The organism is Micromonospora sp. NPDC023814, assembly GCF_040639595.1.
In the GTDB taxonomy this organism is placed as follows: domain Bacteria; phylum Actinomycetota; class Actinomycetes; order Mycobacteriales; family Micromonosporaceae; genus Micromonospora.
Genome location: NZ_JBFAAF010000019.1, coordinates 1 through 17625, shown reverse-complemented (window position 1 = coordinate 17625; position 17625 = coordinate 1). Strand labels below are relative to the sequence as shown.

Here is a 17625-nt window from a genome sequence, read left to right as displayed (position 1 = left end):
GCTCCCGTCCTGTTCGTGGATCCGATAGATGTACGTGCGCCGATAGGGGGCGCTAGGGGCACGCCAGGGGCGGGAACGTCAGAGGCGCTGCCCGGTCAGCCACCGCTGGACCGTGCCGGCGAGCTCCGGCCCCCGGTCGGCGACCATGCTGAAGTGGTCACCGGCCGCGTCCACCGCCTCGTGCGGGTACGGCCAGCGGGACCGCCAGCCGTCCTCCTCGCCGTCCCACTCCCCCAGCGGCTCGCTGGCCCGGACCAGCAGCGTCGACGCCGCCATCGGGGCGGGCTGCCAGTCCAGGAACAGCGGCAGGTATCCGGCCCAGGCCGTCGTCCGCCAGTCGTCCATCGGCGTATACGCGCTGTCCCGGTCGATCATCCCGTCGAGCAGCTGCGGCACCCACCCGCCGAGCACCTCGCTGTCGGCCGGGTAGGTGTCCATCAGCACGACCGCGGCCGGCGACCGGCCCTGGCGTTCCAGCTCGCCGGCGAGCAGGTTGGCCACCATCGCACCGCCGGAGTGGCCGGCGAGCACGAACGGGCCGGGGCCGACCGTTCGCAACACCGTGTCGGCGTGCACCCGCAGCAGGGCGTCGAGGTCGGCGGGCAGCTCCTCGCCCACCCCGAAGCCCGGGTTGGGCAGGGCCCAGACGTCCCGCACGCCTCGGAACCCGGAGGCGAGCCGGGCGTACTCGTGGGCCCCGGAGAGCAGGGACATGGTGCAGCAGCACACCAGCGGCGCCCCGGCGCCGCCCTCGGCGAGCCGGAGGATGCCGGCCGGGCGGGTGAGCTGCGCGGGTTCGCTGAAGCTGGGCCGGAACTGGGCGAGCTTGACCAGGAGTTCGGCGTACCCGGCGGGGTCCTCGCGCGCCTTGGGCTGGTTGAACAGCCCGCCGAGGAGTCCACCGCCGGCACCCCCCGGGGCGGGCTCCCCGGCGACATCCGGGGCGGCCTCGGCCTCGTCCGCGCCGACGAGCTGGCCGAGCAGGTGGCGGGCCAGCGCCGTCGGGGTGTGGTGGTCGAAGAGCAGAGTGGCGGACAGCTCCGCCCCGGTCTCCTGACGCAGCGCGTCCCGCAGTTCCAGCGCGGTCAGCGAGTCGAAGCCGAGTTCCAGGAAGTCCCGGTCGGCCTCGACCGCCCCGGGCGAGGCGTGGCCGAGCACCGTGGCCACCCGTGCCCGGACCAGGTCCAGCAGGATGCGGTGCCGGTCGCCGGCCGAGGTGGCGGCCAACCGCTCGCGCAGCGCCCGGGCCGGATCGCTCGCCTCGCCGCCCGGCCGGGCGTCCCGGTCCACCTCGACCGCTTCGGGCACGCCGCGCAGCAGCGGACTGGGCCGTACGGCGGTGAAGGTCGGCCCGAACGTGGACCAGTCCAGGTCGGCGAGCGCGACCTGGTCGTCGCCCTGTCCCAGGGCCTGTTGCAGGGCGGACACGGCCACGTCGGTGGCGAGCGGACGGACGCCGCGGCGGCGCAACTGCCCCGGCTCGGCGACCTCGTCCGCCCAGGGGACCCAGGCGACGACGGTGGTCGGGCGGCCGGCGGCGCGGCGGCGCGCGGCCAGCGCCGCCAGCCCCGCGCCGGCGGCGGCGGCGACCGCCGCGCCTCCGCCGCCCCAGACGGCGGCGGTGGAGGAGAAGACGACGAACTCGTCGATCGGCCGATCGCCGCACGCCCGGTCGAGCAGTTCCACGGCGGCGGTGCGGGCGGCCACGGTGTCGGCCAGGTCGGACGGTTCCAGCGTCGAGACCGGGTCGCCGGCACCGTCGGAGTCGGCGACGTGCAGGACGGTGCGGACACCGGTGCCGTCGGCGGCCAGCCGGTCCAGCACCTCGGGCAGCCGGTCGAAGTCGTCGACGGCGGTGACGGCGACGTCCAGCCCGGTGGGCGCTTCGGGCCCGGCGAGGACGAGGTGGGTCGCGCCGCGGTCGACGAGCCAGCGCAGCAGGTGCGGGACGCGCACCGCCGCCGCGCCGTGCACGAGGACCGCGCCCCGGGGACGCCAGTCCTCGGCGGCGGGGCCGGCCGGGGCGCGGGACAGCCGCCGCGCGTACACCCCGCCGGGGCGTACCGCGAGCTGGTCCTCGTCGCCGTCGGCCGCGACGAGGCGGGCGAGCGCCGCGAGGGCGGCGTCGTCCGGCTCCGCCGGCAGGTCGACCAGGCCGCCCCACAGGCGCGGCTGTTCCAACGCCAGCACCCGGCCCAGACCCCAGAGGTACGCGCCGGCGACGCCGGGCGCGGGGTCGGCCGCGTCGACGGCGACGGCGCCCCGGGTCACGGTCCACACCGGCACGGTGCTGCCCGCGGCGCCCAGGGCCCGGACCAGCGCGGCGGTGCCGGCCAGCGGGCCCGTCCCGGTCGCCCCGGCCGGCTCCCCCGCCGCCAGCAGCGAGACCACGACCGACGGGGTGCCCCCGGTGGGCAGGGCCCGGGCGACCTCGTCCGGGTCGCCGACGGTCACGAGCACCGGGTCCAGGCCCTCGGCCCGCAGCGCGGCCAGCACCGCTGCAGCGTCGGTCCCGGCCCCGGCGACCACCAGGCAGGGGCCGGTCGGCGCGACGCCGGCGGACGGCCGGTCGACCCGGACCCAGCCGGTGCGGTACCGCAGACCGTCCAGTTCGGAACGGATTCGCCGATGACCCCGGTAGGCCGTGAGGGCGGGCAGCAGCGCCGTCAACGCCTCCTGCCGGTCGGTGTCCAGGCCGAGCACGGCGGCCAGCTCGGCCGGGCGCTCGGCCTCCACCGCGGCCCAGAACTCGTCGTCCTCGCCCGCCGGGACCGGCTGGCCGAGGTCGACCACGGGCGGGTCCGGCCAGTACCGCTCGTGGTGGAAGGCGTAGGTGGGCAATTCGATCCGGGCGGCGTCGGTGCCGGCGAACAGGGCCGGCCAGTCGACGCCGGCTCCCCGCAGGTCGACGGCGGCGATCGCGCCGAGCAGGCCGGCCGGCTCCGGCTGGTCCCGGCGGCCGACCGACGCGAAGGCCGCCTGATCGGCGTCGGGCAGGCACTCCCGGGCCATCGCGGTCAGCGCCCCGTCAGGGCCGAGTTCCAGGAAGGTCGCCGCCCCGGCGGCGGCGAGGGTGGCGACCGCGTCGTGGAAGCGGACGGTGTCCCGGACGTGCTCGACCCAGTAGCCCGGGTCGGTGGCCTCGGCGGCGGTCAGCAGGGCGCCGGTGCGGTCGGAGACGACCGGCAGGGTCGGCGGATGCCAGGTGACCTTCTCCGCGACGACGCGGAAGTCGGCCAGCATGGCGTCCATCCGGGCGGAGTGGAACGCGTGGCTGACGCGCAGCCGGCGGATCCGCCGGCCCTGGGCGGCCAGCCGCTCGCCGGCCGCGAGCACGGCGTCCTCGTCGCCGGAGAGCACCACCGACGCCGGGCCGTTCACGGCGGCCAGCGCCACCCGGGCACCGAGCAGCGGGGCCACCTCGGCCTCGGACGCCCGGACCGCCAGCATCGCCCCGCCGGCCGGCAGGGCCTGCATCAGCCGGCCGCGGGCGGCCACCAGGGCCGCCGCGTCGGCCAGCGACAGCACACCCGCGACGTGCGCGGCGGCCAACCCGCCGACCGAGTGGCCGAGCAGGTGCTGCGGGCGCAGGCCCCACGCGGTGACCAGCCGGTAGGCGGCCACCTCGTACGCGAACAGCGCCGGCTGGGTGAACTCGGTGGCGTCCAGCAGCTCCGCCTCGGGCGAGCCGGGGCGGGCGAAGACCACCCCCCGCAGCGGACGGCTCAGATGCTGGTCCAGCTCCCCGGCCACCTCGTCGAAGGCGGCCGCGAACACCGGGAACCGGCGGTGCAGCTCGGCACCCATGCCGGGGCGCTGCGCGCCCTGACCGGTGAAGAGGAAGGCGACCTTGCCGGCCGGGCGGGCAACGCCGCGTACCACACCGGGGGTGGGCCGGTCCTCGGCGACCGCGCGCAGGCCGGCCAGCAGGGCGTCCCGGTCGTCGCCGGTCACCGCGGCCCGGTGCGGCAACGTCGCCCGGGTGGTGACCAGCGAGTACGCCACGTCGGCCGGGGCCAGGTCGGGGTGGGCGGTCAGGTGGTCCAGCAACCGGCGGGCCTGCCCGGCCAGGGCCGGCGCGGAACGGGCGGAGACGATCCACGGTGCCGGCGGGGCGGGCGGGCCGGCGGGCCGGCCGGTGTCGGCGTCCGCGTCGGCGGCCTGCTCGATGATGACGTGCGCGTTGGTGCCGCTGATGCCGAACGCGGACACCCCGGCCCGGCGCGGCTGCCCGGTGGCCGGCCAGGACTCCGTCCCGGTCAGCAGGGACACGGCCCCGGCGGTCCAGTCGACGTGCGGGGTGGGCTCGTCGACGTGCAGGGTCGGCGGCAGCACCCCGTGCCGCATGGCGAGCACCATCTTCATCACGCCGGCCACACCGGCGGCGGCCTGGGTGTGCCCGATGTTCGACTTGACCGACCCCAGCCACAGCGGCCGGTCCGCGGGGCGGTCCTGCCCGTACGTGGCCAGCAACGCCTGCGCCTCGATCGGGTCGCCGAGGGTGGTGCCGGTGCCGTGCGCCTCCACCACGTCCACCTGGTCGGCGGTCAACCCGGCGTTGGCCAGCGCCTGCCGGATCACCCGCCGTTGCGAGGGGCCGTTCGGGGCGGTCAGCCCGCTGCTCGCGCCGTCCTGGTTGACGGCGCTGCCCCGCACGACGGCGAGGACCGGGTGGCCGTTGCGGCGGGCGTCGGAGAGCCGCTCGACGAGCAGCATGCCGACCCCCTCCGACCACCCGGTGCCGTCGGCGGCGGCGGCGAACGACTTGCACCGGCCGTCGGTGGACAGGCCGCGCTGCCGGGAGAACTCGACGAAGACGGTCGGGGTGGCCATCACCGACACGCCGCCGGCCAGCGCCAGGGTGCACTCCCCCAGCCGCAGCGCCTGACAGGCGAGGTGCAGCGCGACCAGGGACGACGAGCAGGCGGTGTCCACGGTGACCGCCGGCCCCTCCAGCCCCAGGGCGTACGAGATCCGGCCGCTGGCCACGGCGGCGGCGCTGCCGGTGCCGAGGTAGCCCTCGACGCCGCCGCTGACCCCGGAGAGCAGCGCCGCGTAGTCGCCCTGGCTGGTCGCCGCGTACACGCCGGTGGGCGCGCCACGCAGCGTGGTCGGATCGATGCCGGCCCGTTCGAACGCCTCCCAGGCGGCCTCCAGCAGCAGCCGCTGCTGCGGGTCCATGGCCAGGGCCTCGCGAGGGCTGATGCCGAAGAACGCGGGGTCGAAGTCCCCGGCGGAGTAGAGGAAACCGCCCTCCCGCACGTACGACGTGCCCCGGCTGTCGGGGTCGGTGTCATAGAGCGCGCCCAGGTTCCAGCCCCGGTCGTCGGGGAACGCCGACATCGCGTCGGCCCCCGCGGCGACGAGGTCCCACAGCTGCTCGGGCGAGGCGACCCCGCCGGGGAACCGGCAGCTCATCCCGATGATCGCCACCGGCTCGCTGAGCGCGGCGGTGAGCTGCTGGTTCTGCTGCTTGAGCTTCTGGTTGTCGAGCAGGGCCGCGCGCAGCGCGTTGACGACCTCGTCCAGTGACACACTCATCGAAGGCTCCTCAGGGCCGGCCGGGTCACGAGTCGGAGCCTTCCAGGGCCATCCTGACCAGGCCGGCGACGTCGAGTTCGCGGATCTGTGCCTCGGGCGCGGGCGGCGCGGCCGGGGCGGCGGGCGCGACGGCCACCGGGCCAGCGCTCGTACGGGCCAGTTCGAGCAACTGGTCGAGCAGGCCCGCCTGCCGCAGCTGGTCCAGCGGGATCCCGGCGATGGCCCGACGGACCGACTCCTCGTCGCCCCCGCCACCGACGTCCCCGCCGTGGTCGGGGAAGAGTTCCTCGTGCAGGTGGTCGGCGAGACCCTCGGGGGTGGGGTAGTCGAAGACGACCGTGGTGGGCAGGTCGTGCCCGGTGGCCGCGGAGAGCAGGTTGCGCAGCTCCACGGCGGTGAGCGAGTCGAAGCCGAGGTCCAGGAAGCCCCGGTCGGTGTCGATCACGTCGGCCGAGGAGTGGCCGAGCACCTTCGCCGCGTCCACCCGCACCATGTCCAGCAGCGCGGCCCGCCGCTCGTCGCCGGGCAGTGCCCGCAGGCCGGCGAGCAGGTCCCGGGCGACGGGCGCGGGAACGTCCGGCCCGGCGGCGGGGGCGGCGGCGAGCGCGCGTACGGCCGGCAGGTCCGCCAGCAGCGGGCTGGGCCGCAGCGAGGTGAACAGCGGCTGGAAGACGGCCCAGTCGACGTCCGCCACCGTGACGCAGGTGTCACCGACCGCCAGGGCGTGCCGCAGCCCGGCCATCGCCACGCCCGGCGGCATCACCCGCAGGCCGCGACGGCGCAACTGCTCCGCCGCGCCGTCGGTGTACATGCCCGACTCGGTCCACGGCCCCCAGGCGACGGAGGTGGCCGCCAGGCCCCGGCCGCGCCGCCGCTCGGCGAGCGCGTCCAGGTAGGCGTTGCCGGCCGCGTACGCGCCCTGCCCGCCGCTGCCCCACACGGCGGAGATGGAGGAGAAGAGCACGAACGCGTCCAGCTCGACGCCGTCGAGCAGCTCGTCGAGGTGCTCGGCGCCGGACAGCTTCGGGGCGATGACGTACGCCAGGTCCTCCAGGGTGGTCTCGGCCAGCGGCACCACCTCGCTGACCCCGGCGGCGTGCACCACCGCGCGCAGCGGCGGCCCCTCCCGACGCAGGTCGGCCAGGAGGTCGGCCATCGCGGTCCGGTCGGCGGCGTCGCACCGGGCGACCCGGCAGTCCACCCCGAGGCCGGTCAGCTCGGCGAGCAGGTCGGTCGCACCCGGGGTGTCGGTGCCCCGTCGGCTGGTCAGCACCACCCGTTCCGCGCCGGCGCCGGCCACCCAGCGGGCCACGTGCCCACCGAGCGCGCCGGTTCCGCCGGTGATCAGCACGGTCCCCCGGGGCTGCCACGGCTCGGGTTCCCCGGTGGTGACGGCGGGGACGAGCCGCCGGACCAGTACGCCGGAGTCGCGGACGGCCACCTGGTCTTCGACGCCGCCGCCGGTGAGGATGCCGCCGAGCCGCATCGCCGTCCACGCCTCGAGGGTGGTGGGCAGGTCCACCAGCCCAGCCCAGCGGGCGGGCTGCTCGAGCGCGGCCACCCGGCCCAGGCCCCACAGCATCGCCTGTCGGGGGTTGAGCGGGACGTCGTCGTCGCCGACCCCGACGGCGCCCTGCGTGACGCACCAGAGCCGGGCCGGGACGTCCAGGTCGGTCAGTTGCTGGAGCAGGTGCACGGTCGCGGCGAGGCCGCGGGGCAGCGCCGGGTGCTCGGCGTGCGGGGCGTCGTCGAGGCCGAGGAAGGACAGGATCGACAGCGGCTCGTCGGCCGCGCCGAGCGCCTCGGTGAGGACGGCCGCGAACCCCCCGGTCAGCTCGTCCGAATCGGCGGCGGTGTCGACGGGCACGGTGGTGACGTCCCCGCCGAGGGCCCAGGTGCAGGAGTTCAGGTCCGGGTCGTCCGCCCGGTCGGCGGGCAGCAGCACGAGCCAGCGGCCGGACTCCTCCGCCGCGGGCGGCTCGGCGAGCGGCTCCCAGACCGCCCGGTACCGGGTGCCGTCCACGAGGGAGCGTTCCCGCCCGCGCCGCCGCCACGCCGACAGGGCGGGCAGCACCGTTCCGAACGGCTGGTCGCGGTCCACCTCGAGATCGCGGACCAGCGAGTCGAAGTCCTCGGCGTCGACGGCCGCCCAGAAGCGGCGCTCGACCTCGGTGCCGTCGTCCTCGACCGCCAGCGCGGCCCAGGGCGGCGGCTCCGGCCAGTAGCGCTGCCGGTCGAAGACGTACGTGGGCAGGTCGACCCGCCGGGCACCGGCGCCCTCGTACAGGACCGACCAGTCCGGGGAGACGCCGTGGGTGTGCAGCGCGGCGACGGCCCGCAGCAGGGTGGCCGGCTCGGGACGCTCCCGGCGCAGCGCGGGCACGACCAGCGGGGCCCGGCCGCCGGCCGGAGCGCCCTCGGCGAGGACGGCCTGGGCGAGGGCGGTGAGCACCCCGTCCGGGCCGACCTCGACGTAGCCGGTGACGTTGCGGTCCCGCAGCGCCGCGACGGCGTCGGCGAAGCGCACCGCGTCGCGGGCGTGCCGCACCCAGTACTCCGGCGTACCGATCTCGGTCACGTCGACCGGCGCGCCGGTGACGGTGGAGACCATCGGGACGGTCGGGGCCTGGTACCGCAGGCGGCCGGCGACGGCGGCGAGGTCATCGAGCACCGGCTCCATCAGCGGACTGTGGAACGCGTGGCTGACCGTCAGGCGCCGGATCCGGACGCCCCGGGCGGTCCACTCGGCGGCCAGCTCCTCGACGGCGTCGCCGGCCCCGGACACCACCACGGCGGCGGGGCCGTTGACGGCGGCGACCGAGACCCGGTCGGCGCGGTCGCCGAGCGCGGCGGTCACCTCGGCCTCGCTGGCGGCGATGGCGAGCATCGCCCCGCCGGCCGGCAGCGCCTGCATCAGCCGGCCCCGGGCGGCGACCAGTTCGGCGGCGTCGGCCAGGGAGAGCACCCCGGCGGCGTGGGCGGCGGCGAACTCGCCGATGGAGTGCCCGGCGACCGCGTCGGGGCGGACGCCCCACGCCTCCAGCAGCCGGAACAGCGCCACCTCGACGGCGAAGAGTGCCGGCTGGGTGAACTCGGTCCGGTCCAGCAGCTCCGCGTCGGGGGTGCCGGCCTCGGCGAGGAGTACCGGTTTCAGGGGGCGGGGCAGGTGCGGGTCGAGGGCGGCGCATGCCTCGTCGAGGGCGGCGGCGAAGATCGGAAACGCCTCGGCCAGCTCGCGGCCCATCCCGGCCCGCTGGGCCCCCTGCCCGGAGAACAGGTACGCCACCTTCGGCCGGGACGCGGCCGCGCCGGTGACCAGCAGCGGCGAGTCCTCGCCGGCGGCGAGGGCGCGCAGCCCGGCGTCCAGAGCGGTCCGGTCGGTGGCGAGGACGACGGCCCGGTGGTCCAGCGTGGCCCGGGAGGCCACCGACGACCAGCCGACGTCGACCAGCCGCGGGGCGGCCGGACCGGTGAGCTGGTCGGCCCAGCGGTCGGCCTGGGCGGCCAGCGCGGCTGCCGTACGCGCCGACAGCAACACCGGCACCACCGGCAGCCGGGCCGGGTCCCCCGCCGGCTCGACCGGCGGGGACGGCTCGGCCGGCTCGGGCGCCTGCTCCAGGATGGTGTGCGCGTTGGTGCCGCTGATCCCGAACGAGGAGACGGCGGCCCGGCGCGGGTGGCCGGTGGCCGGCCACGGGCGACCCTCGTCGAGCAGCTCGACCGCGCCGACGGTCCAGTCCACCTGGTCGGTCGGCTCGTCGACGTGCAGGGTCTGCGGCAGGTAGCCGTGCTGGAGGGCCAGCACCATCTTGATGATCCCGGCGACGCCGGCGGCGGCCTGGGTGTGGCCGATGTTGGACTTGATCGAGCCCAGCCAGAGGGGCTGGTCGTCGGGCCGTTCCCGGCCGTACGTGGCGAGCAGGGCCTGCGCCTCGATCGGGTCGCCGAGCCTGGTGCCGGTGCCGTGCGCCTCGACGGCGTCCACGTCGGCCGGGGCGAGGCCCGCGTTGGCGAGGGCCTGCCGAATCACCCGCTGCTGCGACGGCCCGTTGGGCGCGGTGAGGCCGTTGGACGCGCCGTCCTGGTTGACGGCGCTGCCCCGGATCACCGCGAGCACCGGGTGGCCGTTGCGGCGGGCGTCGGACAGCCGCTCGACCAGCAGCAGGCCGAGTCCCTCGCCCCAGCTCGTGCCGTCGGCGGCGGAGGCGAACGCCTTGACCCGGCTGTCCGGGGCCAGCCCCCGCTGCCGGCTGAAGCCGACGAACACGCCGGGGGTGGACATCACGGTGACGCCGCCGACGAGGGCGAGGGAGCACTCCGCCTGGCGCAGCGCCTGGCAGGCCCAGTGCAGCGCCACCAACGACGAGGAGCAGGCAGTGTCCACCGAGACGGCGGGCCCCTCCAGCCCGAGCGTGTACGACACCCGGCCGGAGAGCACGCTGCCGGCGTTGCCGGTCATCAGGTGGCCCTCGGCGCCCTCGGCGCTGTACATCAGGTTCCGGTAGTCCTGGTAGTTGGTGCCGACGAAGACGCCGGTGGAGCTGCCGCGCAGCGCCTGGGGGTCGATCCCGGCCCGCTCGATCGCCTCCCAGGACGCCTCCAGCAGGAGCCGCTGCTGCGGGTCCATGGCCAGGGCCTCGCGGGGGCTGATGCCGAAGAAGCCGGCGTCGAAGTCGGCGACCCCGGCGACGAAGCCGCCCTCGCGGGCGTAGCTGGTGCCCTCGTTCTCGGGGTCGGAGTCGAAGAGCCGGTCGAGGTCCCAGCCCCGGTCGGTGGGGAACTCGCCGATCGCGTCGCCGCCAGCGGTGAGGAGCTGCCACAACTGCTCCGGGGTGTCCGCCCCGCCGGGGAGGCGGCAGCTCATCGCCACGATGGCGATCGGCTCGTCGTCCACGACCGTGGTGGCCGGGGCGGGGGTGGCGTCGTCCGGCGCGACGCCGGTGAGCAGTTCGTCGAGGTGCGCGGCGAGCACGGTCGGGTTGGGGTAGTCGAAGGCGAGCGTCGCGGGCAGCCGCAGGTCCGTGGCGGTGGCCAGGAAGTTGCGCATGTCCACCGCGGTCAGCGAGTCCAGGCCCAGGTCGCGGAAGGGGCGGGTGGCCGGGATGTCGTCGGCCGCTCCATAGCCGAGCGCGGTCGCCGCGCACTGGCGGACCAGCTCCAGCAGCGCCGCGGCGCGCTCCGCCGGGGCGAGCCCGGCGAACCTCCGGGCCGCTGCCCCCGACGGCGCGTCCGGCTCCTCCTCGGTGGTCTCCTGCGCGACCTGCTGGGCCGCCTCCTGCACCTCGGCGAGGTCGCCGATCAGGGGGCTGGGCCGGACCAGGGTGAACGCGGGGGCGAACCGGGCCCAGTCGATGTCGGCGATCACGGTGGTCGCGTCGCCGCGCCGCAGCGCCCGCGCGAGGGCCTCGACGGCCAGATCGGGGTCCATGCCGACCATGCCGCCCCGGCGCAGCCGCTGCTGGGCGCGCTCGTTGTCGGCGGGCAGGCCGGCCCCGCGCCACGCGCCCCAGGCCACGGAGAGGGCGGGGCGTCCCTCGGCCCGGCGCCGCTCGGCGAGGGCGTCGAGGAAGGCGTTCGCCGCCCCGTATGCGCCCTGCCCGGCGTTGCCGGTGGTGCCGGCGACCGAGGAGAAGAGCACGAAGGCGTCCAGGTCCAGGTCGCGGGTCAGCTCGTCCAGGTGGACGGCGGCGGCGCACTTGGGCGCGGCGACGGTGTGCAGGCGCTGCGGGGTGGCGGTGTCCACGATGCCGTCGTCGAGGACGGCGGCGGTGTGCAGCACGGCGGTCACCGGGGCGTCGGCGGGCACGGTGTCCAGCAGATCGGCCAGCTGCGCCCGGTCGGTGACGTCGCAGCGGGCCACGGTGACCCGTACGCCGAGGTCGGTCAGCTCCTCCTCCAGCTCGGCGGCGCCCGGGGCGTCCGGGCCGCGCCGGCTGGCCAGCAGGACGTGCGCGGCGCCGGAACGGGCGGCCCAGCGGGCCAGGTGCCCGCCCAGCCCCCCGGTGCCGCCGGTGATCAGGACGGTGCCGCGCATCCGCCAGCCGTCGTCCGCCGTGTCGCCGGACGCGGTGGGCTCGGGCTCGGCGATCCGGGCGAGCCGGCGGACGAGGACCCCGGAGTCGCGGACGGCGAGCTGGTCCTCGCCGCCGCTGTCGCCGATCGCCGCGCAGAGCAGCGCGCCGGTCTGCGCGTCGAGGGTCTCCGGCAGGTCGAGCAGGCCGCCCCAGCGGCCGGGGTGTTCGAGGGCGACGGCGCGGCCGAGCCCCCAGACGGAGGCGGCCACCGGGTGCGGTGGCAGGTCGTCGGCGGAGACCGCGACGGCCCCCCGGGTCGCGCACCACAGCGGCGCCTCGACGTCGAGCGTGCCGAGCGCCTGCACCAGCAGGGCGGTGCCCGAGGCGGCCAGCGAGGTCGCCGGGTGCTCCGGGTGCGCCCGCTCGTCCAGGCCGAGCAGCGAGAGCACGGCGGCGGGCCGGTCCGGGCCGGGAAGCGCGGCGCGCAGCCGGTCGACCAGGGCCGTCGGTTCGTCGGTGGCGTCCAGTTCCACGGGTACGACGTCCGCGCCGAAGTTGCCGAGCGCCGCCAGCACCCCGCTGACCAGGGGGTCGTCGCCCAGCCCCGCGGGCAGCGGGACGAGCCAGGTGCCGGCGAGCCAGGTCAGCGGCAGGTCGGGCACGGCCTGCCAGGTGACCCGGTAACGCCACCGGTCGATGTCCGGCGTGCCGTCGGCGGCGGCGAGGAAGACCGGCGGCGCCGGCCAGTACCGGTGGTGGTCGAAGGCGTAGGTGGGCAGGTCGACGGCGTCGGTCTCGGCGAGGACGGCGGTCAGGTCGACGGGCAGGCCGATCGCGTGCGCCGTGGCCAGGTTCGTCAGCAACCGCGTCGCGTCGTCGTCACCCCGGCGCAGGCTGCCCAGGGTGTGACCGGTGACGCCGGCATCGTCCAGGATCGCCGTGACCGGCATGGTCAGCACCGGATGCGGAGAGATCTCCACAAACGTCGTGTGACCCGCCGCGACCGCCACCCGCACGGCCGCATCGAACTGCACCGTCTGCCGCAGGTTGTCATACCAGTAACCGGCGTCCATCGACATCGGGTCGACCCAGTCCCCGGTCAGCGTCGACACCAGGCGGGTGTGACCCTGCTGCGGGGCGACGTCGGCCAGGTCAGCGCGGAGTTGTTCCGCGACGTCCTGCACCGCGACCGAGTGGGAGGCGTAGTCCACCGGGATCAGGCGCGCCCGTACACCGTCGGCCTGGCACGCCTCAACCAGGTCAGCGACCGGCTGCGGCGGACCCGACACCACCACCGTGCCAGGACCGTTCACGGCGGCCACCCCGACACCCGGGAACGCGGCCAGCCGCTCCGTCACCGCGTCGGCGGACAGGTCCACCGACGCCATCGTCCCCGTGCCCCGCAGCACCATCAGCGCCCGCGACCGCAACGCAACAGCCTTCGCCGCATCCTCCAGCGACAGGATCCCCGCCACACACGCGGCGCCGATCTCACCCTGCGAGTGACCGATCACCGCCGCCGGGCTCACCCCGACGTGCCGCCACACCGCCGCCAAAGCGATACCCACGGCCCACAGCACCGGCTGGACGACCTCCACCCGCTCCAACCACGACTCGTCATCCCCGGTCAACACCGACACGATGTCGACATCGAGGTACGGGGCCAGAGCCCGCTGGCACTCCGCCAGCCTCGCGTCGAACACCGGCGTACGACCCACCAGACCCGCCGCCATCCGCGCCGACTGCGCACCCTGACCCGGGAACACGAACACCGCACCCACGCCCGCGCCCGACGCCACACCGGTGGTCACGTTCGCGGCCGGACGACCCGCCGCGACGGCGTCCAGCCCGGCCAGCAGCTCGTCGACGGTTGACCCGACGACGGCCGCCCGGTGGTCGAACGCCGACCGAGTGACCGCCAGGGACCAGCCGACCGCCGCCGGGTCCAGGCCCTCCCGCTCCCGCACGTACGACGCCAGCCGGGCGGCCTGACCGGCCAGGGCGGCCGTCGACCGGGCCGACACCGGCCAGAGGAACGCGTCGGCGGCGACCAGTCCGGGGATGGAGTCGGACGGGTGGCCCTCGGCCGGCTCGGCGGGCTGCTCGATGATCACGTGGGCGTTGGTGCCGGAGATGCCGAACGAGGAGACCGCCGCCCGGCGTACCCGGCCCGTCTCGGGCCACGGCCGCGCCTCGGTCGCCAGTTCGATGGCGCCGGCCGTCCAGTCGACGTGCGGGGACGGCTCGTCCACGTGCAGCGTCGCCGGCACGACCCCGTGCCGCATCGCCAGCACCATCTTGATCACACTGGCCACGCCCGCGGCGGCCTGCGCGTGCCCGATGTTGGACTTCAACGAGCCGAGGAGCAGCGGTTCGGCACCCTCCCGGTCCTGCCCGTACGTGGCCAGCAGCGCCTGCGCCTCGATCGGGTCACCGAGCTTCGTGCCGGTGCCGTGCGCCTCCACCACGTCGATGTCGGCCGTGGACAGCCGGGCGCTCGTGAGGGCCTGGCTGATCACCCGCTGTTGGGCGGGGCCGTTCGGGGCGCTCAGGCCGTTGGAGGCGCCGTCCTGGTTGACGGCGGAGCCGCGTACGACGGCGAGGATCCGGTGGCCGTTGCGGCGGGCGTCGGACAGCCGCTCGACCAGCAGCCAGCCGACGCCCTCGGAGAACCCGGCGCCGTCGGCGGCGGCGGCGAAGGACTTGCACCGGCCGTCCGGGGAGAGGGCCCGCTGCCGGCTCGACCCGATGTACAGGCCCGGGGTGGCCATCACGGTCACGCCGCCGGCCAGGGCCAGGTCGCACTCCCCCGCCCGCAGCGCCTGCACGGCGAGGTGCAGCGCCACCAGGGACGACGAGCAGGCCGTGTCGATGGACACGGCGGGTCCCTCCAGCCCGAGGGTGTACGACACCCGGCCGGACGCGACGGCCGCCGCGCCACCAGTCATCGAGTGCCCCTCGTCGCCGTCCGGCGACATCATCAGCAGGGTGGCGTAGTCCTGCCCGTTGGTGCCGACGAACACCCCGGTCCGGCTGCCGCGCAGCGAGGCCGGGTCGATGCCGGCGGCCTCGACCGCCTCCCAGGAGGTCTCCAGCAGCAGCCGCTGCTGTGGGTCCATGGCGAGCGCCTCACGCGGCGAGATGCCGAAGAAGGCGGAGTCGAAGTCGCCGGCGCCGTCGACGAACCCGCCCTCCCGGGCGTACGAGGTGCCCGGGTGGTCGGGGTCGGGGTGGTAGAGGCGCTCCAGGTTCCAGCCCCGGTCGTCGGGGAAGGGCGCCACGGCGTCCCGGCCGTCCCGCAGCAGCTCCCACAGGTCGTCGGGGTTGCGCACCCCGCCGGGCAGGCGGCAGCTCATCGCCACGATCGCCACCGGCTCCAGTTCCTGGGACTGTGCCTCACTGAGCCGGCGGCGGGTGTCGTGGAGATCAGCCATGACCCGCTTGAGGTAGTCGCGGAGCTTGTCTTCATTGGCCATCGGAGTGCCGCTTCCTGAGCAGGGACGAAGGGGAGCCGGAGCTGGGGTCAGGAGATGCCGAGGTCCTTGTCCACCATGGCGAACAGTTCGTCGTCGGTGGCGTCGTCGAGGTGCCGGCCGATGTCGCTGCCACCGCTGTCCTGGCCGAGCCGGGAGAGCATCGCCTGGAGGCGTACGGTGGCCCGCACCCGCGCCGCCTCGTCCCGTGCCACCACGTCGAGGCTGTCGGCGATCCGGTCGAGATCGTCGAGGAGCGCGGTCGGGGTGACCACGTCGTCGTGGGCGACCTCGGCGAAGAGGTACTCCGCCAGGGTCGTCGGGGTCGGGTAGTCGAAGACCAGCGTGACCGGCAGGGCCACGCCGGTGGCCGAGCCGAGCCGGTTGCGCAGCTCGACGGCGGTGACGGAGTCGAAGCCCAGCTCCCGGAACGCCCGGTGCTCGTCCACCGAGTCGGCGGACGGGTAGTTGAGCACGGCGGCGACCTGGCTGCGGACCAGGCCGAGCAGGACGGCGAGCCGTTCGGCGGCGGGCAGCCCGGCGAACCGCTCCCGCAACGAGTCCGGGCCGTCGCCGGCCTCGACGCCGGCCACCTTCTCGGCCGCCTGGAGCCGGCGGACGTCCGGCAGGTCGCTGATCAGCGGGCCGGGCCGGGTGGCGGTGAAGGCGACGGCGAAGCGTTCCCAGGCCATGTCGGCGATGGTGAGGAACGCCTCGCCGTGGTCCACGGCCTGGTGCAGCGCGGCGATGGCCGCGTCAGGGCTCATCTCGGGTACGCCGTGCCGGTGCAGCAGCTCGCCGAGCGGCCCGTCCGCCATGCCGCCGCCGGCCCAGGCGCCCCAGGCAACGGAGGTGGCGGGCAGGCCGAGACCGCGCCGGTGCTGGGCCAGCGCGTCGAGGAACGCGTTGCTCGGGGCGTAGTTGCCGACGCCGGAGCTGGCCACGCTGCCGGCGAACGACGAGAACATGACGAACGCGGACAGGTCCAGGTCGAGGGTCAGCTCGTGCAGGTTGTACGCGACGTCGACCTTGGCCTGGAGCACCCGCTCGATCTGCTCCAGCCGGATGTCGTTGATCATGGCGTCGTCCAGCACGGCGGTGGCGTGCACGACCGTGGTGAGCGGGTACTCGGCGGGGATCGCGCCGATCAGGTCGGCCAGCGCGTCCCGGTCGGAGGCGTCACAGGCCACCACGGTGGCCTGTGCGCCCAGCGCGGTGAGCTCGTCGAGGAGCTGCTGGGCGCCCGGCGCGGCCATGCCCCGCCGGCTGACCACGACGATGTTCTCCACCCCGCTGCGGGCCAGCCAGCGGGCGGCGTGCCCGCCGAGCGCGCCGGTGCCGCCGGTGACCAGCGCCGTACCGAACGGCTGCCAGGGGTTCGCGGGCTGGCTGTCGCCGAGCGGGACGCGGGTGAGCCGCCGGGCGAGCAGGCCGCCGGGGCGTACCGCGATCTGGTCCTCCTCCCCGGCGGCGGTGAGGGCCGCGACCAGCAGGGCGGCGGAGCGTTCCTCGACGGCCTCGGGCAGGTCCACGAGGCCGCCCCAGCGCTGCGGGTGCTCCAGCGCGGCGACCCGGCCGAAGCCCCACACCAGCGACTGCACCGGCGAGCGCAGCAGGTCGGTGCGGCCGACGGACACGGCGCCGGAGGTGACGCTCCACATGGGGGCGCGCAGGCCGATGTCGCCGAGGGCCTGGAAGAGCGCGACGGTGGCGGCGAAGCCGCCGGGCACGGACGGGTGCAGCGGGTGGGCCAGCTCGTCGAAGGCGAGCAGCGAGACGACGCCGGTCACCTCGGCGGCCCCCTGGTCCCCGCCCGGCGCCGCGGCGAGCGCCTCCTGCAGCAGCTTGCCGAGCAGGTCGCGGTCGACGTCGCTGGTAGAGACCTCCACCGGGACGAGGGTCGCGCCGGCCGCCGTGAACGCCTCGACGCAGGCGTCCTGCCAGGGCTCGATGATGTCGCCGGTCGGCATGACGACGACCCAGGTGCCGCTCATGCCCCGGTTGGTGACGCCGGTCAAAGGCTTCCAGGTGTCCTGGTAGCGCCAGCTGTCGATGTCAGACTGCCGGCGGCGCTGCCGGCGCCAGGAGGTGAGCAGCGGCAGGGCCGGGAGCAGCGCATCGAGGGCCTCGTGCGCGGGGGTGTCCTCGGTGGCGACGGTCTCGGCGAGGGCGGTGAGGTCACCGCGTTCCACGGCGGCCCAGAAGCTCGCGTCACTCGGGTCTGCCACTCCCTGGAGCAGGCTCTCCAGGTCAACGCCGCCGCTGCCGTCCAGCCAGTACCGCTGGTGGTCGAAGGCGTACGTGGGCAGCGCCACGACGTCCGTCTCGGCGAGGACGGCCGTAAGGTCGACGGGCAGGCCGATGGCGTGCGCGGTAGCTAGGTTCGTCAGCAGCCGCGTCGGGTCGTCGTCGCCCCGGCGCAGGCTGCCCAGGATGTGGCCGGTGACGCCGGCGTCGTCCAGGATCGCCGTGACCGGCATGGTCAGCACCGGATGCGGGGAAATCTCCACAAACGTCGTGTGACCCGCCGCGACGGCGACCCGCACGGCCGCATCGAACTGCACCGTCTGCCGCAGGTTGTCATACCAGTAACCGGC

3 protein-coding genes are annotated in these 17625 nt (G+C 75.9%); all 3 read right to left on the bottom strand.

The genetic code is table 11. The features are described from left to right. Nucleotides 1-78: 78 nt before the first annotated feature. Complete coding sequence (locus AB0G14_RS13080; RefSeq protein WP_357696807.1) at nucleotides 79-5541, bottom strand: type I polyketide synthase; 5463 nt, start codon at nucleotides 5539-5541, stop codon at nucleotides 79-81. Between the two features lie 25 nt (nucleotides 5542-5566). Beyond that, a complete protein-coding gene (locus AB0G14_RS13075) occupies nucleotides 5567-15031 on the bottom strand; it encodes a type I polyketide synthase (RefSeq protein WP_357696805.1) in 9465 nt (3154 codons plus the stop codon). A 47-nt stretch (nucleotides 15032-15078) separates the two neighbouring features. Continuing rightward, a partial coding sequence (locus tag AB0G14_RS13070; RefSeq protein ID WP_357696803.1) for an SDR family NAD(P)-dependent oxidoreductase occupies nucleotides 15079-17625 on the bottom strand: 2547 nt, incomplete at its 5' end.